Genomic DNA, 24579 nt, shown 5'->3' on the forward strand with positions numbered 1-24579 from the left:
CAGCGAGCATCATCATCGCTTTGGGCGAGATCCCGGCGTGAGCCAGCCGCGTTATTAACCATCGACGGCCACTGTGGCTTGATCCGCCCTCCAGCCCCGCCAAGTCGTACCAACCCCTCATAAGCTGACACAGCGTGTTCGCGCTGAACGTCGAACGCTTCTGGGTGACAAGCACCAGATGAAGTGGGGCAGGGGGCTGAGCGAGGCTACCCCGGTACTGCTCCACTTCCTTGCGCAGCCGAGCGCTGAGGAACACTACTCGGGCGTGCCCGCCCTTCGTGACGGCGGCACTGAGCCGAAGCTGTTCACGCACCTTCCCCTCGTTTTCCAGAAGGTCGCCCCAGCGAAGCGATGCTATCTCGCCCACCCGCAGACCGGCTAGGTAGCTCAGCATGAGGGTCATTCGGTTGCGTGGCCCATACCTGCCCTGGCTCGCCACTGTCACCAGCCGCTTGAACTCTGCTTCGGTCGGTACCCTGGCCATGCTTCATGGAAACCTCATGTATCGCGGGGACCAGCGACAAATCATGATGTTTCAAGAACGAGTGAAGAGCGACCGCTTAGTTCAGCCCAGAGATATCATCGACATAGCGTCGAACACCATAGAAGCTACATTTTATGAGGTTTCTGGCCGTAGCATCGATCGCTGGGCTATTTATCACAAGGCCTTCTGCCAGTCCGCTTCTATGAAGCCGAGCCATCGACGCGGACACCCTGCGGGCATTCACGAACCGACTTCTCTGCGCAGCTAGATGTTTGGTCCCGGCATTTGGTGGAGCGGGTTTGCCCTGAAGCGACTGGGCTCGACGGACCATGCTTTGCAGATGGCCTCGTAGGGCGTGAGACCCCGCAGGGTCTTCAGGCGCCGGCCAAAGTTGTAGGCGCTGACGAAGTCGGCCAGATGGGCACGGAGCTGCTCGTGGCTGTCATAGTGGTAGCGCTTGACCGTCGCGTCCTTGATTGTGCGGTTCATTCGCTCGACCTGCCCATTCGTCCAGGGGTGGCGCGGCTTGGTCAGGCGATGGTCGATATCGTTTCGAGCGCAGGCGGACTCGAAGCTGTGGGCTCGGAAGGTCTCGCCGGCGGCAATCGCCTCCTTGATGATGGAGGCAGCCGAGGCAACGTTGCCGGGTGTCGTGAAGTGGGTGCCATTGTCGGTGAGCACCGTGTGCACCTTGTAGGGCACCGCCTCGATGAGATGCCGGAGGAAGTCGCCTGCGACCCGGCGGGTCGCTCGTCCGTGCAACTCGACGAAGGCGAACTTGGTCGTACGGTCGATGGCGACGAGTAGGTAGAGCCGCCCTTCGGCCGTGTGGACCTCAGCCAGATCGATGTGGAAGTAGCCGAGCGGGTAGGCCTTGAAGCGCGACCGCTTGGGCTTGTCGCCGTCGACCTCCGGCAATCGGCTGATCCCGTGGCGCTGCAAGCAACGATGCAGCGACGAGCGGGTCAGGTGTGGGATCGTGGCCTGGAGCGCGTAGAGGCAGTCGTCGAGTGGCAGGAGCGTGTGACGACGAAAGGCGACCACCACCGCCTCGTCCTCGGGTGACAGCACCGTCGAGCGAGGATCTTTCGGCCCCGTGCGCTGGTCGGCGACCAAGGTCCGCCTCTTCCACTTGGCAACCGTCTTGGGGTTGATCCCGTAGCGCTTCGAGAGCGCCCTCAGGCTCGCTTGATGGGGTGGACGGCTCCTGCACCCGGCCTCAGCGCTTGGTACGGTATTGCCGCTGTCCACCTCGGCAAGGAGTTTATGCAATGAGCAGCATCACAATCGGGCTCGATCTCGCCAAGAACGTCTTCCAGGTCCACGGCGTCGATGCCGGCGGGTGCGTCGTGTTCAGGAAAAAGCTTCGGCGATCGGAGGTCCTCCGGTTCTTCGAGGACTTGTCGCCTTGCCTCATCGGGATGGAGGCTTGTGCCACGGCGCATTACTGGGGCCGCACCTTGTCCGCACTCGGGCACCAGGTCCGGCTGATCCCGCCGGCCTACGTGAAGGCCTATGTTCGTCGTCAGAAGAACGACGCGGCCGACGCTCAGGCAATCTGTGAAGCTGTCTCACGACCGACCATGCGATTCGTTCCGATCAAAAACGCAGAGCGTCAGAGCGTGCTGGTGCTGCATCGCAGCCGAGACCTCTTGGTCCGCCAGCGCACCATGCTCATCAACGCCGTGCGCAGCCACTGCGCCGAGTTCGGGCTCATCGCTCCGCAGGGTGCGCTGCGCCTAGCCGACCTCGTGGTACAGATCCGCTCAGCTGATGAGGCGCGCCTCCCGCCGATCGTAGCATCCGCGATGCTGTTGATGGTGGCACAGATCGAGGCCCTCATGACCCAGATCAACCAACTTGGGCGAGTGCTGCTCGTGTGGCATCGGCAGGACGAGGCGAGCCAGCGCCTGGCCAGCATTCCCGGTGTCGGGATCATCACCGCCACGGCCCTGGTGGCCACTGTCACCAATCCAACCCACTTCCGCTCGGGCCGCGAGTTCGCAGCCTTCCTCGGCCTCGTGCCACGCCAAAACTCGTCGGGCGGCAAGGAGCGGCTAGGCCGTATCTCCAAGATGGGAGACCGCTACCTACGCAAGTTGCTGGTCATGGGAGCGACCTCAGTGATCCGCCGGGCGCGAACGAGCACCCAAGGTGCGGCCGCCTGGATCCGATCCCTCCTTGAGCGTCGTCCGGCGCGAGTCGTGACGCTGGCCATGGCCAACAAGACGGCACGCATCGCGTGGGCGCTGCTGGCACGTGGGGACGTCTATCGCACGGCAAGCCACGCTTAGCTGAATCGCTGCGGTAGCCCCGCAGCTCTGGACTGGAAGGGTGCATGAGGGTTGATGGTGATCGGAACGCGGCCGCAAACCAGGCACACCGCAGCATAGTCCGAGCTTCGCGCTCGCTCGCTTGAACGGACCTGGTCAGCGGACTTCATCAGGGCCAGCGGCCATCAGCGCCGCGCCAACAGGCCGGAAAGATGACCGCACCCGACCGATCGTCGGATCAGCCCAACTTTACCCTTGCAGAGCAGGGGCCGTCCAAAGATGACTATGCTGGATCGCTCGACGGATCGCCTCCGTCGTTGTGGCGCTGCCGTGAAGAACCTGGCCCATAGCGCATCCCTCCACTCCGCCGTGAAGAGTGCCCCATCAAACCCTGGGATCAAACATCTAGCCATCTGCACACCATCCTTGACAGAGCCCTCCATTGACCTGTCTTCGAGCATGATCGGGCGTATGGATGCCCCAGTCTCTGCTAGCGCTTCGTCACCGCTCAGCGAGGGTCATCGAGCTGGCATCCGGTCGTCGCCTCTTCAAACGCTGGCTCACCCTCGTGCTTTTGCTCGTGGTGCTCCTGTTCGCCTGCTCCTTCATCGGCCCCGGCTTCCTGATTGCCCGGCATTAATTATTTCAGCTTCGCTCTTCGGTCCATCGTTCGAGTGCTTCCTGGTCTGGCATCCGCGATGATGCACCGCTCAGGCGAGAGAACATTGCTCCTAGCCGGTCAGCTGCGTAGACAGCGCGGCACAAGGAGAAACGATGTCATCCGCAGTCAGAACGCTCGTCCTCGTGCGGCATGGGCAGAGCACCGACAACGAGCAGAACCTGTTCTCTGGGTTTCGCAATCCCGACCTGACGGAGCGCGGCGTTGAAGAGGCGAAGGCAGCCGGACGCAAACTGAAGGATCTCGGCTTCCGCTTCGACATCGCATTCACGAGCAAGCTGGACCGGGCGCAGCGTACCTTGACGCTGATGCTGGAGCAGCTGGATCAGAGCGATCTCCCTATCCGAGCCGACAGTGCCTTGAATGAGCGCGACTACGGTGAGCTGTCAGGCCTGAACAAGGCGGAGGCACGCAACCAGTGGAGCCCGGAACAGGTCCATCTCTGGCGCAAATCCTACGATGCTGTCCCCCCAGGTGGTGAAAGCCTTGCCATGACAGCAGCAAGAACGGTTCCGTTCTACGAGCAGGAGCTCGCCGTTCGCGTGCAGGAGGGCGAGCGCGTCCTGGTAGTTGCCCACGGTAATTCGCTTCGCTCGATTGTCATGTATCTGGAGAACATGACCCCGGAGGCGTTGATGGACTTCAACATCACCACGAGCGAGATTCTGATTTACAACTTCTCGGGGCCGGGGGCGGTGATAGAGAAAACCTCGGTTGTTGCGACCTCTTTGCTATGACGATCGGGAGGAGGGGGTCCAACAACCCCGCTTCGTGTTGCGATTGGCTGAGCCTAAATGCAGCATGACAGCCTTACGGAAGAAACACTGCGAACCTTTCTTGCCGCCTTTTACGCCAAGGTTCAACGAGATCCCCTGATTGGGCCGGTATTTGCCCGCGTCATCCCTGATGGCGATTGGCCACGCCACCTCACCGTGATCCAGGATTTCTGGTCCTCGGTGCTTCTAAAATCTGGCCGCTACAAGGGCAATCCCTTCGGCAAGCATCAGAGGCTGAGTGAACTGACCCCGGCTCATTTCGCGCGCTGGCTCGCGCTGTTCGAACATACAGCTACGGAAGTGTTCTCCACCGACGTCGCAGTGCTCCTCACCGAGCGTGCGAACCGGATCGGAGATAGCTTGAAAGCGGGCCTGTTTTTCCGACCAGAGGGTCTAGAGCACGATTGCTGAGATTACCTCGGCAGTCCGCTTTTAGGGCAGCATTGAGCGGGATCGGATCCGTCGCTCTGCATGGACGCCGCATCTTTGCCGAGGATCAATCCGTTGCTGTAGCCGTTGCAGAAGACATGACGCCTTCAGGCCTGATTGCTTTCGGTGATCGGCTTCGGCCAGCGTATAGCGGCAGGCAGCACGAGGCTCCCATGAAACGGTTTTCAGGTTTCCCACCTGAGGCGTTCGCCAAAGGCGATGAGGCCCCCGATCCATTGTTCTACCGGCAACCGCGCTTCGTCACGCATATCGACGACGACGCCATTGCAGCGGTGAGGACCCTCTACCGGGACGTTGTTCCAGCTGGCGGGATCGTTCTCGATCTAATGTCCAGCTGGGTTAGCCACCTGCCGGAGGACAGGACCTTCGCGGATGTCATCGGCCATGGCTTGAACGCCGCGGAACTCGCGGCGAACCCCCGCCTGACCCAACACTTCGTCCAAGACCTGAACGCCGCGCCCGAGCTTCCCCTCGACAGCGCAAGCACCGATGCGGCGTTGATGTGCGTCTCGATCCAGTATCTGCAGAGGCCCGTCGAGGTCCTGTCCGAGGTCGCGCGCGTGTTGCGCCCGGGCGCTCCGGTGGTGATCAGCTTCTCGAACCGATGCTTCCCCACCAAGGCTGTGGCGATCTGGAACGCCTTGGATGGGGTAGGGCGCGCGCACCTGGTCGAGTGCTATCTCCGGGAGGCCGGCTTTGCACGGACCGAGATGCGCGCGGTGATCCCGGAGCACGGCTTCAGCGATCCACTGACAGCGGTGATCGGCTGGGCCTCGGCAGCATAATGCCGGAACCATGACGTCGTGCTTGCGCAAGCCGGTCGACACGGGCACCGCTTCGCGATGCTCTGAAGGCTTAGGCCGACCTAAGCCGATCAACCGGCGATATTTGGCCTGGCAGGGGCGGGACCTTCCATGGTTCCCAGCCTAACAGCTTAACGAAAGGGACGGGAATGCAAGAACCGGTACGGACGCTCGGGATCAGATCGCTGCGTGACGCGATCCCCGTTGTGGCCATCCTGGCCGGGTTTGCGACCACGCCCGCCTGCGCGGTCACGCCGGTGACCCCGGTGGGCGTGGAGAGTTGCGACGCCTTCTTGGAGGCTTACGCTCAATGCGCGGCTAGCCCTGGCGTACCGGAAGCCGCTCGCCCCGGCATTCGCCAGGGCATCAACACAATGCACGAGAGCTTCCGCGACTCGGTCCTGCGCAACGAAGCGGCCCGTCCAACCGTGGCCTATCAGTGCGCCCAGGCACATGAGGCCGTGCGCAAAAGCCTGATCGACGCCTTCAAGTGCGATTTTCCCGCCGCACCCACGGCCTCACAGGCTCTGCTGCAGAGCCCGCCACCGCCGCCCGGAGCAGCCCGGGCGGCGCCTCGCCTGGCGTCGGCGCAGACGCCAGAGGCTCAGGCGCTTGCAAAGGCCAATGCCTACACCGAGGCCCAGAACCACCTCGTCCGGTCGCATCCCCTGGAGCAGCAGTTGGCCGACTACCGGCGCGACAACGAGCGGGTGCTCAAGCTCGGAACGAAGCTCGGCGCCAACGCCTGGTACCACTTCGGCATCGTGGATTTCGATGGGGTCATCGACGAGTTGGAGAAGGCCGTTGCCTTGCCGGGCGTCGTGCCAGAGGTGGATGCTCAGGCCTCCCGGCTGCTGGCAGCCCTGCGTGAGGTCAATCCCATCCTGAAGGCGCTCACGCGCTATCAGACCACGCGCGAGTTCAAAGAGGATGGTTTCAAGTTCGCCCGCGAGCAGCACGCGATCCTCGTCCCCCGCGTCGACGCGGCCGCCAAGGCGATGGACGCGTATGGCACGGCCCTGTTCGAGCGCGAGATCGCCCGGGATGAGCGCCGCCTGGCGGCCCTGCCGGAGGATGCGCCGGCACGGCGCCTCCTCTCCACCAGCCTCACCCTGCGCCGCGCGGTCCGGCGGTTCGAGGCCTTGGGACCGAAAGCCGATGTCGCGCCCTTCCTAGCCGCACTCGGCGAGGTCTCGAATGCCAACCGTCAGCTTGGTACGACCTTTGACAGCATGAGCCCGAAGGCGAACTCATCCTGCACCAGCTACACCGACACGGTCGCAAGCGTGATTGGGCATGGCCGGGACGTCGCCCGGGACATTCGCGCCAAGAGTGATCCGAGCCAACCGGCGCAACGCTTCAACGAGACCTACAACCGCTCCGTCCGAGACCTCGAAGCTTGTCAGAAGAACGAGAGCCGGGCTCACTCGGGCTGAACTCGGTCGTCAGTCGCCGCGTCTGCGCTCGCTGCAAGCAGATGACTCGCCGGTCGTTCTTATACCCGTCATCGGCCGCACTGCGATTAGTAGATTGCGCACTTACGGTCTGGGCCAAAAGGCTGCGGACCACAAACAGCGCCCCTCAGGTTTGAGGTGCGCCTTTAGGTTCAATTTCGAGTAAAAGCCGCGGTGGCCATAGCCGCGATCGTGCCCATAGCCGTTACCACGTCCCCGACTATAGCCGAAGTGCCGACCGCCGAAGCGCGGTCCAAAGTGATGACCGCCGCCGTAACCCCGGCGTCCGTAACCATCGCCGTACCCGCGGCGCCCGTCTCCACCGTCACCATAGCCGTACCCGTACTGGACGCTTTCCGCGGCGGTCGCAGTCTCTAGCATCGTTGCGACACCAAGCGGTGCAGCCGAAACCGGAGCCGATGCCAGGAACAGACTGGCAGCCATCAGGCCAGCACCGAGCGTAAGTGTCTTGAACATAGGGCAACTCCCTGCGGATCCGCTCATCCGAGCAACTCGCTCGAGAGACGTACCAGTTCCAATTTGAACGGCGTCCGCTTTGGGGGGATAGCCTCAACAAGCTTCCACGGCGTCGTTGGGTCGGTATCCGAAGGGCGACTTACGGTGGCTTTCCGCCGGTCCGCTTCCAGGCGGCAATGCACCAAAGCGGACGCTTCAGTGAACACTTTGCCACTTATCGTGTGTTTGATCCACTTTGGGGGTATTCTTCTCAATTAATGCTGTCGTTGACCCCGAACAAGTCGCAAGCAGTCGATGCGTCGAGCCGGATGCGGCATTTTTCCGTCGCTTTACCAGAACCGGTTTCGGTTATTACAACCCGAGTGATCAGTACGGTTCCTTACGGAGATTTACTCCTGTGTTTAAGGGCGATTTGTAATCATGACGTAAGCACCGCTTAATTGTTTTGAGGCGTGCTGGCCGAGTTCAGGCGGTGAGTTCAACGTGTCGGCATCGGTTTCAAAATTGCGCGTCCAGGTCGGTAGATCGTCGGCGGATGATCGCCTACGAGATGTGCGCGCCTTGCCGAACGTGCTCCTCACCATGCTACGTAGCATGGTCGATGCGTGGCCCGACGAAGTCTATGCGGAGCGGATCGTCGAGACGAAACTGCTGGGGCAGCGGACGCACTTTGTCGTCGATCCCGCCCTGATCCGCACACTCCTCGTCGACGAAGCAGCCTCCCTCGAACGCGAAGCGTTTATGACGCGGGCTCTGGCACCAGCCCTTGGGCGCGGCCTGCTGACGTCCGATGGCTCCCTCTGGCGAAGCCAGCGCCGCACCACGGCGCCGGTGTTCCGCCCAGATCACATCCGCACCTTCGTGCCGGGGATGGCCGCCGCCGCAGAGGCCACGCGGGACCGATGGCTCGCGCGGCCGCGGGAGGCCCCGGCCGCTGACCTCGCGCAGGAGATGATGCGTACGGCCTTCGACATCATCACTACGACCATGGCCTCTGGCGAGCCCGGGCTCGATGCCGCACGCTTCGCAGCCGCCATGGAGGATTACCTCGGCCAAACCAACTGGAAGATGGCTTACGTCATGCTGGGCCTGCCGGGTTGGCTGCCCCACCCCGGGGCGCGTCGGGGTGCCGCCGCCGCCCGCGCGTTGCGGACGGCTGTCACCGGACTCATCGCTGCGCGGCGTGCGAGGGGTGGGGCCGAACAGGATCTCTTGGGGCTGCTCCTGACCGCCCCACACCCTGAGACCGATCGGGCGATGCCAGACGAGCAACTCGTCGACAACCTCCTGACCTTTGTGGCAGCTGGTCACGAGACGACGGCCTTGGCCTTGACCTGGACCTTTCGGCTGCTCGCCGACCATCCCGGCGTCGAACGCCGGGTGCTCGCGGAGATCGCAGCCGCCGGTCTCGATATCGCTCGCGCGCCCGATCTTGCGGATCGGTTGCCCTACGCGAGGCAGGTCCTCATGGAGGCGATGCGCCTGTATCCGCCCGCACCCCTTATGGTGCGACGCACGACGAGGGCGATCCGACTCGGGGATACGCCAATCCCGGCGGGACGATCCGTGCATGTGCCTATCTACGCCCTGCACCGGCACCGCCGACTCTGGGAACGACCGGACGTGTTCGATCCGGATCGGTTTGACCCGGCGCAGCACGCTGCTCGCGACCGCCACGCCTATCTGCCGTTCGGCGCCGGCCCCCGGGTGTGCATCGGCATGGGGATGGCAATGACCGAGTGCCTCGTCGTGCTCGCGACCCTGCTGCCAGCCTTTCGCTTGCGTCCGGCCGCGCCGACGATGCCAACGGCGCGGTTCCGCGTTACGCTGCGTCCGCACGGGGGCATGCCGATGCACCTCACCCGTCGGGAGGGCTGAAATGCTGTCGTTTCGGCGCCGCTTCCGGCCCGATCCCGCCTCGCCGATGGCGAATGTGGACCGCCCCGCCGGCGAGGGAGTATCCCCCCTGGAGCACCGGCAACGGAGCGAGACCCGCGCAGAACTCCTCAACGAGACGCTGCAGCTCGCAAGTTACTCGGCGATCACCCACGTGGTGGTGGTGTTCGCCCTTGCCTACATGTTCTGGGACGACGCCTCACGGCTCTATCTCGGATGTCTCTGCGTTGCGGTGTCCCTCATCATTGTCGCGACGCTGTGGACGACCTGGCACCACCGGAACACCTTCAGGAGCGAAGTCGTCGAACGTGTAATTCAGCGGGGCTTCTGGATCTGCAAGGTCCTCGCTCTCGCCTTGGGTCTCGCCTGGGCGACGATGCCGGCCGTGCTGCTGCCTCCGTCCTCCGGGAATTTCCGCATGATCGCAGCGGCCATCACGGCGGGCCTGATCTCGGACGCTTACGTCGTCGGGCCAATCTTCTCGGTCTCGCTTCTCCTCGCCGCCCCCATTGTCATCGGCGCGTTCATCGGCTTGGCAGGGTGCGAGGCGCCGTTCGGCGGGTACGTCTCGCTCCTGCTCGGCGTCTACGCGCTGTTCGTGTTCTTCAGCGTGCGGCGGATGAGCCTCCTGTCGTACCAGCGTATCTGGCAGCGGATCGTCGTCCAGAATCAGGGTGAGACGATCGGGCTGCTCCTCAACGATTTTGAAGCCGGAGCGAGCGACTGGCTTTGGGAAACCGATGCGCAGGGCCGACTACGCCACGTGCCCGCTCGAATGGCCGCGACGCTCGGCCTATCCCAACGGGCGCTTCAGGACCGTACTTTGGATGACCTCCTCCGGGGTTACGCGGCGCCCGACGGGACCGACGTAGGGCGCGCGGCCTTGCTCAGGGCGTTCGAGGCGCGGACCACCTTCAGCGACCTGTCGGTCCGGCTCAGGACAGACATGGGCGTGCGCTGGTGGACCCTGAACGGCAAACCCACCTTCGACCGACACAGCCATTTCACCGGCTATCGCGGAGTCGGGACCGATGCGACGGACGGCCGGGAGGCCCAGGCCCGCATCGCCTATCTCGCAGGTCACGATATTCTCACCGGCCTGCCGAACCGCGCAGCGTTTCAGAACGCGGCCGAGGCGGCCTGCGGGCTCCGTCCGACGGGCCAGCCGCGGATTGGGCTGTTGTGCCTCGATCTCGACGGCTTCAAAGCGGTCAACGACAGTTACGGCCATGGTACCGGGGACAGGCTGCTCCGGGTCGTCGCCGAGCGTCTGCGCGCCATAGTTGGGGACTCGAACTGCATTTACCGCCTCGGGGGCGACGAGTTTGCTGTTCTTCAAGATTGCCCTCGGCCGGAGGAAGTCGAGCGTTTAGCGGAGCGTATCGTCGCCGACCTGCGTCAGCCCTACCACGTCGATTCCGTACGCCTGGAAATTGGTGTTAGCGTGGGTATCGCCTTCACGCCGCAGGATGCCCAGGATCCAGCGAGCCTGCTCAGCCGGGCCGACCTTGCACTGTACAGTGCCAAGGCCGCCGGCAAGGGCCGCTGGTGCTGCTTCGACGCCGGCCTGGAGGACCGCATCGTGCGCCAGAGGCATCTCGATGCAGCGATGCGCCTCGCCCTTGGCACGGAGGAGATGCAGCTTCACTATCAGCCCTTGGTTGACCTCAGAAGCGAGCGAGTGATCGGTTTCGAGGCGCTCCTGCGCTGGCAGAAGCCCGGCGAGGGCTGGATCTCCCCAGCGGAGATGATCCCCATCGCTGAGGCCAGCGGCTTCGTGATTGAGATTGGCCGCTGGGCACTACACCGAGCATGCGCCGACGCGCTGTCCTGGCCGGGCCTACAGGTCGCGGTCAACATCTCGTCGATCCACGTGCGATGTCCGACCTTCTACGAAGACGTCGCAGATGCCCTTGCGCGGACGGAGATCGCGCCGGAGCGTCTGGAAATCGAGATTACCGAATCGGTTCTCCTGGATCGCAAAACCGAGGTGCTGGACAACCTGAAACGGTTGCGCCAACGCGGTGTGCGCATCGCCCTCGACGATTTTGGAACCGGGTATTCCAGCCTGAGCTACCTCACCGACTTTCAGTTCGACAAGGTCAAGGTCGATCGCTCGTTCATCCGGGATCTGCAGGAGCGACCAGAAAAGCTCGTAGTGGTCGAGGCAATCACCACAATGGCGCACGCCCTTTCGATGGCCGTCACCGTGGAGGGAGTCGAGACGCAGGCCCAGTCCCACATTCTGGGTCGAAAGAATTGCGGCACCGCGCAGGGCTTCCTCTACAGCGCGGCCCGGCCGGCTGCGGAGATCGCGGATCTGGTAGAGAAGCTCAACGCTCGTGCGGAGATCGCCCACCCTACGCACACGTACTCAGAGGCTGCCGAATAGGATAGTGGCCGGAACAGATGCCCCCTACCTGGAATCAACCTTGGCCAATTGGCGTGCTAAGGAACGGATTGGGTTACGAAGCGGGCGGGATGGATCGGTTAATGGTGTCCCTGGCCCGAGACACCTCATGCCGCACCTGCCCAACCGCTTTGCCGGGATCATCCTGTCATTCGCGCCGCTATTCGTGCACAGACTGTGCCGCAAGCTCAAGCTCTACTCACCAGTGCGATCCCACCGCGACCAGGGTCGGCAGCGCATTGATTGATCCTCACCCAGTAATCCATATTGGAAGTTAGTGCATCGTCGGTTTGGAGTTGATAAATTAAAAGGCGCTGTTTGAAGAAAGACGACTCTCAACCATTCAGCGCTCTTCCGTCGATCACCCCGAGCCAAGGTTGACAGACGGCTGTCGACTAGCCGCTTGTAAGAAGCGTCAACAGCTGCCCTGGCGGCCAAGTCAAGTCGGAGACTGAAAGCGGAGAGTGTCAGTAGAACGGTCCGGTAGTCGACATCGGGGCGGATGGGACGAATGTCTTCCGTCGGTTTTGCGCTCTTTGGTACTAAATCCGACAGAGATAAATTTCCTAACAAATTCTGCAGCACATTCTTTAAAATCATCATAGGTTGTGAGTGGGGCTGCGGGCCCGCATCGTCCTGGAATCAGTCTGAGCCCCACGGACTGGACGCGAGACACCGTACGCCAACACCTGAACCTTGACTGGTAAATCAGTCTTCCAACGCTGCGGCCTGTCGCTCGAAGCTGATCAGATCAAAGTAATCGCGCCATTCCGTGATTACTCCATCGTTGACGCGCATGCTGCCCATGGTTGGGAGCGTTATGCGGTTGCCGTTCCCACCAGTGAAGAAATCGAGCCTCTCGGTCAGAACGGTATCGCCATCCTGAGCAATGCGCAGCAGCTGCCATTCGACGCGAATGCGGCTACCGACTCCGAAGGTCTTATGGAAGCTTCGCGCGTTTTCCCGCCCCGTGATCTCGGGCAACGGGATGTTATGGTAGAAAACGTCCTCGGCCAGTAGGTCGATAGCGTCATCGAAGCGATCTGCACTGATACGCTCGAAGAACAGACGCACCAGGGCGATCTCGGAGGTGTCCTCGGTCATGGCGTGGGTTGTTTCTCCTGAATTGCACCGGTCGTCGTTATTAGATCCCGGAATGAGCTCGCCATAATGGCTGGCGGACCACGTCGCGAGGGTCCGCCAGCACCGGGAGACCTACCCTCGGACGAAGGCGAGAATGTCGGCGTTTAGCGTGTCGGCGTTTACAGTGAGCATGCCGTGGCTGAAGCCCGGATACGTCTTCAGCGTGCCGTTGCGGAGGAGCTTGATCGACTCGCGCGCTGCCGCGTCGATCGGTACGATCTGGTCGTCCTCGCCGTGCAGGACGAGAGTCGGAACGCTAATCGCCTTCAGGTCCTCGCGCTGATCCGTCTCCGCGAAGGCCGCGATGCCATCGTAGTGCGCCTGGGCGCTTCCCATCATGCCCTGGCGCCACCAATTCGCAATTACACCTTGATGCACCGTCGCGCCTTCACGGTTGAAGCCGTAGAAGGGGCCCGACGGCACGTCGAGGAAGAACTGCGCTCGGTTAGCGGCGAGCCCTTGGCGGAATCCGTCGAACACCGACAGAGGCAGGCCGCCCGGATTGTCGGGCGTCTGAAGCATGAGCGGGGTCACGGCGCTGACAAGTACGGCCTTGGCGACTCGCCCATCGGGTCCGCCGTGACGGGCGACATAGCGGGCCACCTCGCCGCCGCCGGTGGAATGACCAACATGGATCGCGTCGCGCAGATCAAGGTGCCGGACGACGGCGGCTGCGTCGGCGGCATAAGCGTCCATTGTGTGACCTTCGGAGACTTGCGCCGAACGACCGTGACCGCGCCGGTCATGCGCGACGACGCGGAAGCCTGCTGCCAGGAAGAACAGCATCTGCGCATCCCAGTCGTCAGAGGAGAGCGGCCAGCCATGATGGAAGACGATAGTCTGTGCATCCCTAGGACCCCAGTCCTTGAAAAAGATCTCGACACCGTCGGAGGTGGAAGCGAAGGGCATAGATGTTCTCCTGCTGTTTGCTAAGTGATGTAAATCAATCTTGGGCATAATGCCGATCGACTTCAGAGCGACGACGATGCGACTGCGCTTGGCTGCCCCGTGATCAAGCAAACTTGACGAGGTTTAGTGCCGGGACTGGTCCTCCCGGGAACTCGATGAGACGACCGCCATCCGCGAGAAGACCAAGATCGATGCCAAGGAAGCCAAGTCGGTCGATGAGGGTGTGTACCGCCGCCTTCGCTTCGGTATCGTCTCCTGCGTAGAAGAGCACCCGTTGACCGCCTTCGCTGGTTGGATCGTCCGATAGAAGCTGTGGCCGGAGATGGTTGAACGCCTTTACCACCCGAGCGCCGGGGACGAGCCTGGCGAGGACTTCAGAGGACGAAGACCGCCCGAGATCCACTCGCTTGAACAGCGGTGCCTCAATTGGGTTGTTGGCGTCGATCACGATGCGACAGCCAAAGTTTGGAAGCCCTGCGAGCGCTGCAGGTAGCTTCGACCAGTTTACCGCAACGAAGACGATCTCGCGCGACGCAGCCTCCTCGCGCGTTCCGGCCTTGATTGTCGGGCCCAGCGTTCCGACAGTGTCAGCGAGGCTTTCAGGACCACGGCTGTTGGCAAGTATCGCCGGGATGCCGTGTTTGGCCAAGGTGCTGGCAATGGCCCGCCCGATCTGGCCAGCGCCGATGATGCCGATGGAGGGCATGAGAGTGTCCTTGCTTAGGGGATCGCTTTGGACAGTCAGGCGGATTGCCCGCCGTCGACATTCAGCGTGGCACCGGTGATATACCCGGCATCAGGGCCGACGAGGAACGCGACCGCTCCGGCGATGTCTTCGGGTCGGCCGTAGCGGCCGAGGGCTGCGAGACCCTTCAGCGTCGCGGCAAACGGGCCATCCTCGGGGTTCATCTCGGTGTTGATCGCACCCGGCTGGACGAGATTGACGGTGATGTTGCGGGGACCGAGATCCCGTGCCCAGCCCCGCGTGTAGGCCGCGACGGCAGCTTTGGTCGCGATGTAGTCCGCCGCGCCCGCGAACGGGACGTGCACGGCTCCTGTCGTACCGATCGAGACGATGCGTCCGCCGCTTGTCATCAGGGGAACGGCAGCCCGAACCGCAGCGGCGACACCCTTCACGTTGATGTCCAGTTGCCGGTCAAAGGCGGCCCGATCACCGTCCGGATCGTCCACCATCCCGGTGACGAAGACGCCGGCTGAATTCACCAGGATGTCGAGCCGCCCGTAAGCTTCGTATGTCTGCCGAACGAGGCCGGCGACCTCGCCAGCATCTGCTTGATCCGCTCGGATAGCCACGGCGCGGCGTCCTGAGGCTTCCAGCTCGGTCACGATCTCATCGGCCCTCTCCCGCGACGCGGCGTAGCTGAAGGCCACATCAGCGCCGTCACGTGCCAAGCGGCGCACGATGGCAGCACCGATGCCACGTGATCCTCCGGTGACAAGGGCTACCTTGCCTCCAAGGGGGGACAAATCCTGGGCCATGGCACTGCTCCTATCCGATCGACGAAGCGTATATGGCCGAGGCAGTCCCCACGGTTTAGCCAGTTTCGGCTTGCTACACTTTCAACGATCCCTTGAAGGACGTGATGATGGAAACCCTGGCCAACCTGGAATCCTTCATCCGCAGTGCTGAGTACGGCAGCTTCTCCGAAGCCGCTCGACGCTTGTCACTTACACCGGCTGCGGTCAGCCGGAACGTGGCCATGCTGGAGCGAAACCTCGGAGTTCGCCTCTTCCACCGCTCGACGCGCAAGCTCAGTCTGACGGAGGCCGGCGAAACCTTCCGCCTCGCGATCACCGACAACCTGGAAGGCATTCAGGCCGCAATCGCCGGGATTGGCGGCGCAGGCAGCGCGCCGACTGGCACCCTCAAGGTCAGTATGGCCCTGACCTTCGGCACGATGCACATCCTGCCGCTACTACCAGGCTTCCTGCAGCGCTATCCTCTGATCCGCCCAGAATGGCACTTTGAGAACCGACGGGTTGATCTTGTCACAGAGGGCTACGATGCCGCGATCGGTGCGGGGTTCGACCTAGGGACCGGCCTCGTTGCTCATTCATTGGCGCCGGCGCATGTCATTGCAGTCGCTTCGCCAGCCTACTTGGAAAGTCGAACACTGCCCGAGGATCCGACCGACCTCCAGCAGTTCCAGGGCATCGTGCAACGCTCACTTCGGACCGGCCGGCTGCAGCAATGGACGATGCGCAACGCTGCGGGCGAGGAACAGCCAGGGCACTTGCCTGTATCCTTTGCCGTCAACGACCCGGCCGCAATGCAGGAAGCAGCGCTGCTTGGGCTGGGTGTCACCATGCTTGCGGTACCTGACGTGCTGCCTGCGCTGGAAACTGGCGATCTGATCCACCTTCTTCCAGATTGGTACGCCGATGCCGGAATGATCTCGCTCTATTACAGCACGCGAACGTTGCAGCCTGCCAAGACGCGCGCGTTCGTAGAGTGGGTCACCGAGGCTTTCGAGAACCAGCGTCTCGCTGAACGCTTCGCGGGAGGCCTCTGCAAATTCTGATCATTTCAGGTCCGCCAGCCGCTGATCTGCCTTATGGCTGGAGCGGGTGGTTTGCAGTCGATTCGCTGACGGTCGTAAATGGTTCGACGCGGACATTGCGGATGTCTGGCGGAGGAGCACGTGATGCCGAACGAGTACGTCGCGATCCGGACGCGCGACGGAGATTGCGCTTCGCACGTCATGACTCCCGCCAGCGGCAGACCGTGGCCTGCGGTGATCCTCTACATGGATGCTGGAGGTATCAGGCCAGCCATGCTCGACCTGGCCCAGCAACTCGCCGACGCCGGCTACCTCGTCCTGCTGCCGGATCTCTTCTATCGATACGGACCGTTCGTACCCAAGGAGGTGTTTGCGGGCGACTTCCGCGTCATTCTCGGCCCGCTGATGGCTACACACAGAACCGCCTTGGCGAAATCGACGAGATCACACCGATCATCGCGTTCCTGAAAGGGCCGGGCAGCGGTTGGGTGACGGCGCAGACCCTGTTCGTCAACGGCGGTTTCATCGCGCGCTAGGGCGCGGACGCCATGGGGTGTCAGTCCTAGACCTGCAGGGTGTTCATGATGCGTGGCTGTCGCCCCTGTGGACGGAAGCGACACTCACGGCCTCGTGCCTCCCGGGCAAGACCGGTCTCCAAATCCCAGAAGGACGAGGGTGCGCAGGTCTGACAAACCGAGCCAGGGGCTGAATTTCCCGAAGAGGGCGCGGATGACTTTGGGGGATTGGCAAAAATAATCGGATCCGCCTACTCTACTTACAATTCGACTTGGGGGTAGCTCGTAGTGAGGTATGATCTAACGTCCTCGCCGATGGCATTCGTTGGCATGCAGACAAGATTTGCTAGCCTCTTCCAAAGCCGCAAGCCTCTGGGCTACGTGGTACTTTCAGCGACCTCGATCTTCTTGTTGGATACGTGGAGTCCGTTGCATTTCGCCGTTGCGGTCCTCTACATCGTCGTCATTGTCCTTGCGGCCGCGTGGTTTAAACACGTTGGCATCCTCAGGACCGCGGCGCTCTGCGCGGCGCTGACATGCTTGAGCTTCATTATCACCCATGGCTCAGATCCGGACAGCGGCGCCGCAGCCCGCACATTGATCAGCCTCGCCGCAATCGCGATCACCACAAAACTCGCTTTGTTCAACATCGCAACGCGTGAACGGCTGATCGCGGTTGGTAAGGAAAAGGATAATCTGGCCCGCTTTTTCCCGCAGGCTATCGTCGAACAAATCGCGACGAACGACCTCGCGCTCTCGACGACCAGATACGAGCCTGCTGCGGTCCTGTTCGTCGATATGATCGGATTCACGAAGTTCTGCAGCACTCTGCAGCCGCAGGACGTGATCGCCATGCTTCGGGAACTGCTGTGCACTCTGAGCGGCAGTGTTTTCGAGCACCACGGCACCGTCGATAAGTTCACGGGCGACGGTTTGATCGCAGTGTTCGGCCTGCCTGTTTCGAGCGATGTGAGCGCAACGAACGCCGTACGGTGTGCACTCACAATGCAGGCGAGGCTTCAATCCTGGAACGATGCACGTGCGGCATCGGGACAGGAGGTGGTCGCCGTGGCCATCGGCATCCATTATGGCGATGTCGTGCTTGGCGATGTCGGATGCGAAAGCCGGCTCGAACTGACGGTCCTCGGCGATACCGTGAACGTTGCGAGCCGTGTCGAGAACCACTGCCGGGATGCGAAGGCTTCAATTCTGATCACGGAAGCAGTGGTCCGGCGCATGCTGAGCGAGGGGAGCGAGGGGACGGTGCGTAGGTTCACCGACCGTGGTCTTCACGCGATCCGCGGGCACTCAGAGGCCATCCGGTTATTTGCAATCCCGAGGGATGCGGCATCACCCATCAATTAGCGTGATCGGCAGAGCGAATTCATCTCTGTTTGCCGGACGGTTTGCCGCCGATGCAGCGTGTCGGTCGAGATCCGGCTCAGATCTTTCACGTGTCAATACAGTCGAACCGCTTTCCACCCATAGCCGAAGTTACCAGACGGCCGACGTATGACCGCTTATGGGAAGCGCTCGTGGCGATCTAGACGGCCGGCTTGGGTCGAGAGCGGTTAATCCGCCTGCGACCGAGGCGGGTGAGAGATAAAGTGTCTAATCCGAAGAGAAAGGCCAGGGTTCGCTCCGTACCCTCCGCGGCCGTTCGCACGGTCACCGGATGCGGGCTCGACCCTCGGGTCAGGGTCCTGGCGCCGACCAGTCGCGGTCGGGACAAGCCTTCGAGAAGCGGCCCATCTCGCCCTCGGCCTCGGCGATCACCCACCAAATTAAGCAGAGCCAGGGCCTTCGGCCCGTGGGTCTCCCCAGCGGACCGACGCCTGCCAGCCTGTCGGATCCGTCTTCGGACGCCGTACGGGCGCGGTGGGGAGCGCCCTCGGCCCGGGCAGGGCACGCGCCCGCGAAGGCCTGGGGCTCGGTCGGCCTCCGTCTTCGGACGACTCACCCCACCGCGCCGGCGCGCTCCTCGCGCAGCAGCGCCTCGGCGCGGCTCCGGGCGCGGGCCCAGCGCCGGCACTCGCGCTGGGCGTCCGAGAGGGCGCGGTGCTCGGCGGCCGGGTCGTCGCGGGCCTCTAGCCGCAGGGTCGCCAGGAGCTTGCCCGCTAGGGCGTCGCGCGGGGTCGGCGCCACGCCGCCGGCCGCGAGGACGTCCAGGATCACGCGGCGCTGCGCCTCCGCCGTGGCCTTCAGCCGGAGGGCGTGGCGCGGCAGGCCGGCGGCGCGCAGGAGCCGGCTCAGCCACTGTCCGTCCCAGGAGGGCGCCGAGGCGTAGAGCGTGACGTCGCGCAGGGCCGTGAGCATGTGCAGCGCCACCCAGTCATGGGCGACGCCCTCCCGCACGACCCGCTCCCGCGCGAGCCCGTGCACCGCCTCGGCCTCGGGCGCCCAGTCGGTCCAGCCCGGGGCCGGGCGGATGAGGAAGCTCTCCGACGCGCCGTCGGGAAACACCCAGGCGACCTCGATCGGGTAGCTGGTCTTGGCCAGCGAGGACGCCTCGAAATCCAGGAAGGCGATGCGGCTCAAGGCAGGACCATCGGGGAGACCATCGGGGCTCGGAACCGGAACGGGGTGGGGAAAAGGGACGCCGCCCGGCAACAAACCGGCGCAGAGCCGAGTTCCGGCTTCGACGAACCACGAAGGATTCCGGGTGAGCGACGCAACACCGATCTCGATGCCCGCGCGCGGGACGCGCCGCGGGCGCGCCGAGGCCGCTTCCCTTCTCAGATCTTCCCCCAGATCTTCCCGCACACGATCTTCGCTCGCAGAACCCGTCGCGCAGATCCGCCGACGCTCGGCGGCCCTGGCCGCGCCGCATCCGGCGCTCTGGGGCCTCGCCCTGGCGGTCGCCCTCCTCGACGCGGTGTGGCTGCGCCGGGTGGGGATCGCCCTGGCGCCGTTCGGCTTCGGCGTGGCGGCGGCCATGGTGGCGGCGCTGCTGGCGCTCGCGATCCTGCTCGGCCCCATCCTCTCCGAGCCCAAGCTGCGGGCCATGGCGCTGGCGAGCGCCAGCCTCATCGCCGTGACCGTGCCCATCGCGGTGCTGCACTACCTCACCGCCACCTGGGCCCTGCCGCTGGCCGATGCGCGGCTGGCGCGGGCGGAGGCCGCGCTCGGCTTCGACTGGCCCGCCTACCTCGCCGTCCTGCAGGCGCATCCGCGCCTCGCCTGGTGGCTTGCGCTCGCCTACCACACCAGCGGGCCGCAGGTCGGGCTCACGGTGATCGCGCTCAGCGCCACCCTCCGGGTCGGCCGGCTCTGGGCCTATGTGCGCCTGTTCGCGGTGCTGCTCCTCGCGGTCGTGCTCATCGCCGCCCTGGTGCCGGCGGCCGGCCCCTTCGTGCATTACGGTCTCGCCACCGTGCCGGACGGCTCCATCGAGACCCTGGGCGCCCTCTGGCACCTCGACGCCCTCGAGCACCTGCGCGCCGGCACCCTGCGCACCCTGGCCCTGGAGGACATTCGCGGCCTCGTGACCTTTCCCTCCTTCCACGTCTGCCTCGCGGTGCTGACCGCCTGGGCGCTGGCGCCGATCCCGGTCCTCGGCCCCCTGGCGATCGCCCTCAACGCCGTCATCGTCGTGGCGACCCTCGGGGCCGGCGGGCACTACCTGCCCGACCTCCTCGCCGGCTTCGTGCTCCCGGTCACGGTCATCGGCGGGCGCGCCCTCCTGCGCGGACGCCGCACGCGCGCGCCGAACCTCCGGCCCGAACCCGCCCCGCACGGGTCGCGTTGTCCGGGATGAACACGCGCGGCCGTGATCTGCGGCGCGCCCGATTCCATCCCTCCGAGAGGATCGACATGCGTCCTTCCAGCCTCGCCACCGCGGCGGCCCTGGCCTGCGCCGCGGCCTCGGCCCTGCCGCTGCCGGCCGCGGCCCAGAGCACCGGCTATGTCACCGGCTTTCCCGGCAAGGACCCGGCCGGCGACGACGCGATCGGCTGGGGCCCGGCCTATCGCCCGGAGACCAGCTTCTCCCAGCCGGGCACGCCCCCGACTCCGGGCGATTTCGCCGGTGCGGCCTACCGGGCCCGCTCCGGGCGCGGCCCCTACGACGACGTGCAAGAGACTGGGCAAGGGACCGGGCAGGGCATTGGGCAGGCCGCCGGCCGGCGGTCCGGATTGCGCGGCGCCCGCTTCGCGCCCGACGACGCGGTCGAGGGCGTGCCCTCCCGGCGCCACCGCGCGGCCCGCCACCACCGGACCCGGGGACGGCACGCCGACCGCTGAGGCCGTCGCGCTCCGACGGGACGGCACCGCGTGCTGTCGGGCGTGACATCAGGACTGGCATGATTTGCCTTGACGGCCGCGGCGCCCCACCTCGTGGCGAGAGCCGCACGCCGCGCCGCACACGGGACCCAAACCCTCGATGACAGCCGCCATTCCCTTCGCCAACACCTATGCCCGCCTGCCGAAGCACTTCTTCGCCCCGGTGAACCCCACCCCCGTGGCGGCGCCGCGCCTGATCCGGGTCAACCACGACCTGGCCGCGGAGCTCGGGATCGACGTCGCCTGGCTCGAGAGTCCGGCGGGCGTCGCGGTGCTGGCCGGCAACCGGGTCCCGGAGGGCGCCGAGCCTCTGGCCATGGCCTATGCCGGCCACCAGTTCGGCAACCGCGTCCCACAGCTCGGGGATGGCCGCGCGATCCTGCTCGGCGAGGTCGTCGGGCGCGACGGTCTGCGCCGCGACATCCAGCTCAAGGGCTCGGGCCCGACGCCGTTCTCCCGCCGCGGCGACGGCCGCGCCGCCCTCGGGCCGGTGCTGCGCGAGTACGTGGTCAGCGAGGCCATGACGGCCCTGGGCATCCCCAGCACCCGCGCCCTGGCGGCCGTGCTCACCGGGGATTCCGTGATGCGCGAGACGGTCCTGCCCGGCGGTGTCCTGACCCGGGTCGCCACCAGCCACATCCGCGTCGGCACCTTCCAGTACTTCGCCATGCGGGGCGACGTCGACGGCGTGCGGGCGCTCGCCGACCACGTCATCGGCCGGCACTACCCGGAGCTGGCGGAGGCCCCGAATCCCTACGGCGCGCTGCTGACCCGGGTGGTGGAGCGCCAGGCCGACCTCGTCGCGCGCTGGCTCCTCGTCGGCTTCATCCACGGCGTGATGAACACCGACAACTGCGCCGTCTCCGGCGAGACCATCGACTTCGGACCCTGTGCCTTCCTCGACGCCTACGACCCCTCCGCCGTGTTCAGCGCCATCGACGAGAATGGCCGCTACGCCTACGGCAACCAGCCGGGCATCCTGCACTGGAACCTGACCCGCTTCGCCGAGGCGCTCCTGCCGCTGCTGGCGCCCGAGACCGAGGACGGCATCGCCGTGGCGCAGGACCTCCTCGGCGCCTTCGGCCCCCGATTCGAGGCGGCCTATTACGGCGGCCTGCGGGCCAAGCTCGGCCTCGCGACCGAACGGGACGAGGACCGCGAGCTCGGCCGCACCCTGCTCGAGGCGATGCAGGCCGGGACCTCCGACTTCACCCTGACCTTCCGGCGCCTCGGCGCGGCGGTTCTCGGCCCCGAGGGCGATGGTCCGGTGCGCGACCTGTTCGACGACTCCACCGTATACGATGCCTGGGCGACCCGCTGGCGCGCACGTCTCGCCGCCGAGCCGACGGACCCGGCCGCGCGCCGGGCGGCGATGGACCGGGTCAACCCCGCCTTCATTCCGCGCAACCACCGGGTCGAGGCGGTGATCGAGGCCGCGATCGCGCGCGACGACTTCGCGCTGTTCCACGAGCTCGTGACGGTGCTGGCCCGCCCCTACGATGACCAGCCCGCCTTCGCGGCCTATGCCGAGCCGCCCCAGCCGCACGAGCGCGTGCTGCGGACGTTCTGCGGCACCTGAACCGAACCGGCTCCGGGCGGGCGGTGTTCTCCGAGGGACCACACCCCACCCATGACGGAGACACGCCGGATGCCCAAAGACCCCACCGCCGGAGCCGATTCCACGGGCGGCCTCGCCACCGGACCGCGGGACACCGTCACCGGGCAGGTCAAGAACGCGCCCGGCGAACCCATGGAGCGGCCCGGCACCGAGGCCGCCGAGGCGGGTGCCATCGACGCGCCGCGCCTCACCCCGCAGGGGCGAACCGGTGACGCGGCGCAGGACGAAGACGAGACGAACCCGATGGGCGGTGTGAAGACCGGGCAGACGGACAAGGCCGAGGGCTGAGCGGGTCCGGCTGAGGGATAGCTTCCCCCGGTTTGGAGGGAACGCTGAGAGGCTTGCGGCATTTCTGGTATATTGTATTTCGTAGGTGCTCGCGAGCGCATGCCAGGAGTGTCCCGATGACCCAGACACTGAAGCCGGACCGTCCGATCTGGCCCTCCGTACCGGACGACCGTCCGCCGCCCCGCACCACCCGGCCGGAGCCTTCGGCGCCTCAGATCGAACCTGCCCTCATCGAGAGGCCCAAGGCCGACGAGGCAGCGAACCAGCGCGTCGGGTTCGAGGGCTTCGGCTCGTTCTCGCGCTGAACGTCTCGGCTCACGCCACCGAGGCGACCGGGTGTTCCGCCGCTGCGGTGCCGTCGGTCCAGTCCACCGCGAACAGCCGCATGTCGCGGGTGTCCCGGCACTCCGACGGGGGCATGCCGGAGAGCCGGAGCGATGCCCGGGTGGGCGGGCCGAGGAGGCGGATCACCTCGTCCGAGGCCGACAGGGTCAGGTCGGCGGCCTTGGCCCGGGCCTCGATCCGCGCGAGCCGGTTCATCGCCGGGCCCAGCACCGTGAACTCGGCCCGGTGGCCATCGTCGAAGACCCCGACCAGAACCTCCCCAGCATGCAGCGCCATGGTAATGCGCAACTGCGGTCGATCCTCCCGGTGGCGCTCCGCGTTCAGAACCGCGAGACGGGCCACGATGATCCGAGCGCAGGCCATCACCGCCTCGGCCTGGGCCTCCGGGCGCCCAACGATGAACTGCGCCAGGATGCCGTCGCCGACATACTTGTCGACGATGCCGCCATGTTCGCTCACCGCCACGTGGGTCAGGGCACGGACGTCGAGGAGGGCGCGGACCACCTCCTCCTGGGCTTGATCCCGCGAGAAGGCCGAGAAGCCGCGCAGATCGAGTCCGAACAGGCAGGCATGGCGGGACTGAACCGCCCCGACGACGCCGCGCTGGGCAAGCTCCCCCGCCACGCGGCGCGGCACGAAGCGCGCGAGGCTCGTCCGCTCCTGCTCCATCCGTAAAGCAGTAGTCACCGCCATCTGCAGCCGGCGCACCCCGTCGATCACCACGAGACTCGCGGCCAGGAAGGTCAGGAGGCCCGGCACCTCCTCCTCCAGGGTCACGTGCGGGCCGAGGAGGGCACTCTCGGGAGCGAGATAGGCGAGGAGAATGGTGCCGCCCCAGGCGAGGCTGACCAGCCCCGAGAACGCCGCGGTGTGCCAGACCCGCATGCTGAGGCCGGTCTGGAGCAGGAGAAGGAAGGCCGGCAGGCGGCTCACCGCGGTGGCGGTCTCTTCGGTTTCCACCGCACCGAGCAGGATGTGCTCGACGATGAGGAACAGCGCTACGCCGGCGTTCAGCAGGGTCGCGGTCCAGGCCAGCCACTCCGTCCCGGGCACCGCTCCGCCCTCCCGCTGCGAGGCGCGCCAGTCGGCGATCCCGAGGCCGAGGGAGAAGATCGCGTAGACCCCGAGGCCGATCCAGTGATGGGTGGAATGGGTCGAGCCGTCGTAGCCCTGGGCGGTGGCCACGAGCACCAGGACGATGATGAGGTAGAGCAGCACGGACCGACGGCCCGAAGCGGCCTGAAGCCGTCTCAGGA

Annotated in this window: 22 protein-coding genes and 1 pseudogene; 15 read left to right on the forward strand and 8 right to left on the reverse strand. The window is 65.1% G+C overall.

Annotated features, from left to right (window positions below; genetic code table 11):
* Together CRT23_RS19900 and CRT23_RS19905 are read right to left on the reverse strand one after the other, a co-directional pair.
* Positions 1–484: site-specific integrase (locus CRT23_RS19900; RefSeq protein WP_103711393.1), on the reverse strand; the 484-nt coding region annotated here is incomplete at its 3' end.
* A 264-nt stretch (positions 485–748) separates the two neighbouring features.
* Positions 749–1675, reverse strand: a pseudogene (locus CRT23_RS19905) (IS481 family transposase); the annotation flags it as partial.
* Positions 1676–1755: 80 nt separating this feature from the next.
* Here CRT23_RS19905 and CRT23_RS19910 point away from each other — a divergent pair.
* The 7 genes from CRT23_RS19910 to CRT23_RS19945 all read left to right on the forward strand — a co-directional run bounded on the left by CRT23_RS19910 (position 1756) and on the right by CRT23_RS19945 (position 11684).
* Complete coding sequence (locus CRT23_RS19910; protein WP_103711395.1) at positions 1756–2778, forward strand: IS110 family transposase; 1023 nt, start codon at positions 1756–1758, stop codon at positions 2776–2778.
* 753 nt (positions 2779–3531) lie between these two features.
* Positions 3532–4173, forward strand: coding sequence for a 2,3-bisphosphoglycerate-dependent phosphoglycerate mutase (locus CRT23_RS19915; protein WP_103711397.1), 642 nt, complete (start codon positions 3532–3534; stop codon positions 4171–4173).
* Positions 4174–4230: 57 nt separating this feature from the next.
* On the forward strand, positions 4231–4623 hold the full coding sequence (locus tag CRT23_RS19920) for a group III truncated hemoglobin (RefSeq protein ID WP_103711399.1): 393 nt from the start codon (positions 4231–4233) through the stop codon (positions 4621–4623).
* A 191-nt stretch (positions 4624–4814) separates the two neighbouring features.
* Positions 4815–5447 carry a methyltransferase domain-containing protein gene (locus CRT23_RS19925; RefSeq protein ID WP_103711401.1) on the forward strand — a complete coding sequence of 211 codons (633 nt, stop codon included), beginning with the start codon at positions 4815–4817 and terminating at the stop codon, positions 5445–5447.
* A gap of 224 nt (positions 5448–5671) precedes the next feature.
* On the forward strand, positions 5672–6901 hold the full coding sequence (locus CRT23_RS19930) for a DUF3829 domain-containing protein (protein WP_245436406.1): 1230 nt from the start codon (positions 5672–5674) through the stop codon (positions 6899–6901).
* 1065 nt (positions 6902–7966) lie between these two features.
* A complete protein-coding gene (locus tag CRT23_RS19940; protein WP_245436423.1) occupies positions 7967–9274 on the forward strand; it encodes a cytochrome P450 in 1308 nt (435 codons plus the stop codon).
* 1 nt (position 9275) lies between these two features.
* A complete protein-coding gene (locus tag CRT23_RS19945; RefSeq protein WP_245436408.1) occupies positions 9276–11684 on the forward strand; it encodes an EAL domain-containing protein in 2409 nt (802 codons plus the stop codon).
* Between the two features lie 726 nt (positions 11685–12410).
* On the opposite strand, the gene CRT23_RS19950 is transcribed toward CRT23_RS19945, so the two are convergent.
* From CRT23_RS19950 to CRT23_RS19965, 4 genes are all read right to left on the reverse strand, one after another.
* Positions 12411–12806 (reverse strand): limonene-1,2-epoxide hydrolase family protein, encoded by a 396-nt coding sequence (locus CRT23_RS19950; RefSeq protein ID WP_103711403.1) that lies wholly within the window; start codon positions 12804–12806, stop codon positions 12411–12413.
* 111 nt (positions 12807–12917) lie between these two features.
* Complete coding sequence (locus CRT23_RS19955) at positions 12918–13754, reverse strand: alpha/beta hydrolase (protein WP_103711405.1); 837 nt, start codon at positions 13752–13754, stop codon at positions 12918–12920.
* A 103-nt stretch (positions 13755–13857) separates the two neighbouring features.
* Positions 13858–14460 carry an NAD(P)-binding domain-containing protein gene (locus CRT23_RS19960; RefSeq protein WP_103711407.1) on the reverse strand — a complete coding sequence of 201 codons (603 nt, stop codon included), beginning with the start codon at positions 14458–14460 and terminating at the stop codon, positions 13858–13860.
* A 35-nt stretch (positions 14461–14495) separates the two neighbouring features.
* Complete coding sequence (locus tag CRT23_RS19965; protein ID WP_103711409.1) at positions 14496–15254, reverse strand: SDR family oxidoreductase; 759 nt, start codon at positions 15252–15254, stop codon at positions 14496–14498.
* 107 nt (positions 15255–15361) lie between these two features.
* Here CRT23_RS19965 and CRT23_RS19970 point away from each other — a divergent pair, with 107 nt between their 5' ends.
* From CRT23_RS19970 to CRT23_RS19980, 3 genes are all read left to right on the forward strand, one after another.
* On the forward strand, positions 15362–16297 hold the full coding sequence (locus CRT23_RS19970; RefSeq protein WP_103711477.1) for a LysR family transcriptional regulator: 936 nt from the start codon (positions 15362–15364) through the stop codon (positions 16295–16297).
* Between the two features lie 123 nt (positions 16298–16420).
* Complete coding sequence (locus CRT23_RS19975; protein ID WP_181017396.1) at positions 16421–16744, forward strand: dienelactone hydrolase family protein; 324 nt, start codon at positions 16421–16423, stop codon at positions 16742–16744.
* Positions 16745–17106: 362 nt separating this feature from the next.
* Positions 17107–18156, forward strand: a complete 1050-nt coding sequence (locus tag CRT23_RS19980; protein ID WP_103711411.1) for an adenylate/guanylate cyclase domain-containing protein — start codon at positions 17107–17109, stop codon at positions 18154–18156.
* Between the two features lie 591 nt (positions 18157–18747).
* Here the strand turns inward: CRT23_RS19980 and CRT23_RS19985 are convergent.
* Positions 18748–19329, reverse strand: a complete 582-nt coding sequence (locus tag CRT23_RS19985) for a transcriptional regulator (RefSeq protein WP_245436409.1) — start codon at positions 19327–19329, stop codon at positions 18748–18750.
* 124 nt (positions 19330–19453) lie between these two features.
* On the opposite strand from CRT23_RS19985, the gene CRT23_RS19990 reads away from it, so the two are divergent.
* The 5 genes from CRT23_RS19990 (at position 19454) to CRT23_RS20010 (ending at position 23283) form a co-directional block, all read left to right on the forward strand.
* A complete protein-coding gene (locus CRT23_RS19990; RefSeq protein ID WP_245436412.1) occupies positions 19454–20548 on the forward strand; it encodes a phosphatase PAP2 family protein in 1095 nt (364 codons plus the stop codon).
* A gap of 56 nt (positions 20549–20604) precedes the next feature.
* Positions 20605–21033: a hypothetical protein gene (locus CRT23_RS29240; RefSeq protein ID WP_245436414.1), complete on the forward strand. Its 429-nt coding sequence runs from the start codon at positions 20605–20607 to the stop codon at positions 21031–21033.
* Positions 21034–21172: 139 nt separating this feature from the next.
* Complete coding sequence (locus CRT23_RS20000) at positions 21173–22651, forward strand: protein adenylyltransferase SelO (RefSeq protein ID WP_103711413.1); 1479 nt, start codon at positions 21173–21175, stop codon at positions 22649–22651.
* A gap of 69 nt (positions 22652–22720) precedes the next feature.
* A complete protein-coding gene (locus CRT23_RS20005) occupies positions 22721–22978 on the forward strand; it encodes a hypothetical protein (protein ID WP_181017401.1) in 258 nt (85 codons plus the stop codon).
* Positions 22979–23094: 116 nt separating this feature from the next.
* Complete coding sequence (locus CRT23_RS20010) at positions 23095–23283, forward strand: hypothetical protein (RefSeq protein ID WP_055957201.1); 189 nt, start codon at positions 23095–23097, stop codon at positions 23281–23283.
* A gap of 10 nt (positions 23284–23293) precedes the next feature.
* On the opposite strand, the gene CRT23_RS20015 is transcribed toward CRT23_RS20010, so the two are convergent.
* Positions 23294–24541, reverse strand: coding sequence for an adenylate/guanylate cyclase domain-containing protein (locus CRT23_RS20015; protein ID WP_245436416.1), 1248 nt, complete (start codon positions 24539–24541; stop codon positions 23294–23296).
* Between the last annotated feature and the right edge of the window lie 38 nt (positions 24542–24579).

The sequence above is a fragment of the Methylobacterium sp. V23 genome (assembly GCF_002917135.1).
Taxonomy (GTDB): Bacteria; Pseudomonadota; Alphaproteobacteria; order Rhizobiales; family Beijerinckiaceae; genus Methylobacterium.

Excerpts from the sequence above, each read along its gene's own strand:
- CRT23_RS19945 (WP_245436408.1), top strand. The coding sequence starts at position 9,276 with ATGCTGTCGTTTCGGCGCCGCTTCCGGCCCGATCCCGCCTCGCCGATG.
- CRT23_RS19910 (WP_103711395.1), top strand. The coding sequence starts at position 1,756 with ATGAGCAGCATCACAATCGGGCTCGATCTCGCCAAGAACGTCTTCCAG.
- CRT23_RS20005 (WP_181017401.1), top strand. The coding sequence starts at position 22,721 with ATGCCCAAAGACCCCACCGCCGGAGCCGATTCCACGGGCGGCCTCGCC.
- CRT23_RS19915 (WP_103711397.1), top strand. The coding sequence starts at position 3,532 with ATGTCATCCGCAGTCAGAACGCTCGTCCTCGTGCGGCATGGGCAGAGC.
- CRT23_RS29240 (WP_245436414.1), top strand. The coding sequence starts at position 20,605 with ATGCGTCCTTCCAGCCTCGCCACCGCGGCGGCCCTGGCCTGCGCCGCG.
- CRT23_RS19925 (WP_103711401.1), top strand. The coding sequence starts at position 4,815 with ATGAAACGGTTTTCAGGTTTCCCACCTGAGGCGTTCGCCAAAGGCGAT.
- CRT23_RS19950 (WP_103711403.1), bottom strand. The coding sequence starts at position 12,806 with ATGACCGAGGACACCTCCGAGATCGCCCTGGTGCGTCTGTTCTTCGAG.
- CRT23_RS19970 (WP_103711477.1), top strand. The coding sequence starts at position 15,362 with ATGGAAACCCTGGCCAACCTGGAATCCTTCATCCGCAGTGCTGAGTAC.
- CRT23_RS19920 (WP_103711399.1), top strand. The coding sequence starts at position 4,231 with ATGCAGCATGACAGCCTTACGGAAGAAACACTGCGAACCTTTCTTGCC.
- CRT23_RS19960 (WP_103711407.1), bottom strand. The coding sequence starts at position 14,460 with ATGCCCTCCATCGGCATCATCGGCGCTGGCCAGATCGGGCGGGCCATT.
- CRT23_RS19965 (WP_103711409.1), bottom strand. The coding sequence starts at position 15,254 with ATGGCCCAGGATTTGTCCCCCCTTGGAGGCAAGGTAGCCCTTGTCACC.
- CRT23_RS20000 (WP_103711413.1), top strand. The coding sequence starts at position 21,173 with ATGACAGCCGCCATTCCCTTCGCCAACACCTATGCCCGCCTGCCGAAG.
- CRT23_RS19975 (WP_181017396.1), top strand. The coding sequence starts at position 16,421 with ATGCCGAACGAGTACGTCGCGATCCGGACGCGCGACGGAGATTGCGCT.
- CRT23_RS19955 (WP_103711405.1), bottom strand. The coding sequence starts at position 13,754 with ATGCCCTTCGCTTCCACCTCCGACGGTGTCGAGATCTTTTTCAAGGAC.
- CRT23_RS19980 (WP_103711411.1), top strand. The coding sequence starts at position 17,107 with ATGGCATTCGTTGGCATGCAGACAAGATTTGCTAGCCTCTTCCAAAGC.
- CRT23_RS20010 (WP_055957201.1), top strand. The coding sequence starts at position 23,095 with ATGACCCAGACACTGAAGCCGGACCGTCCGATCTGGCCCTCCGTACCG.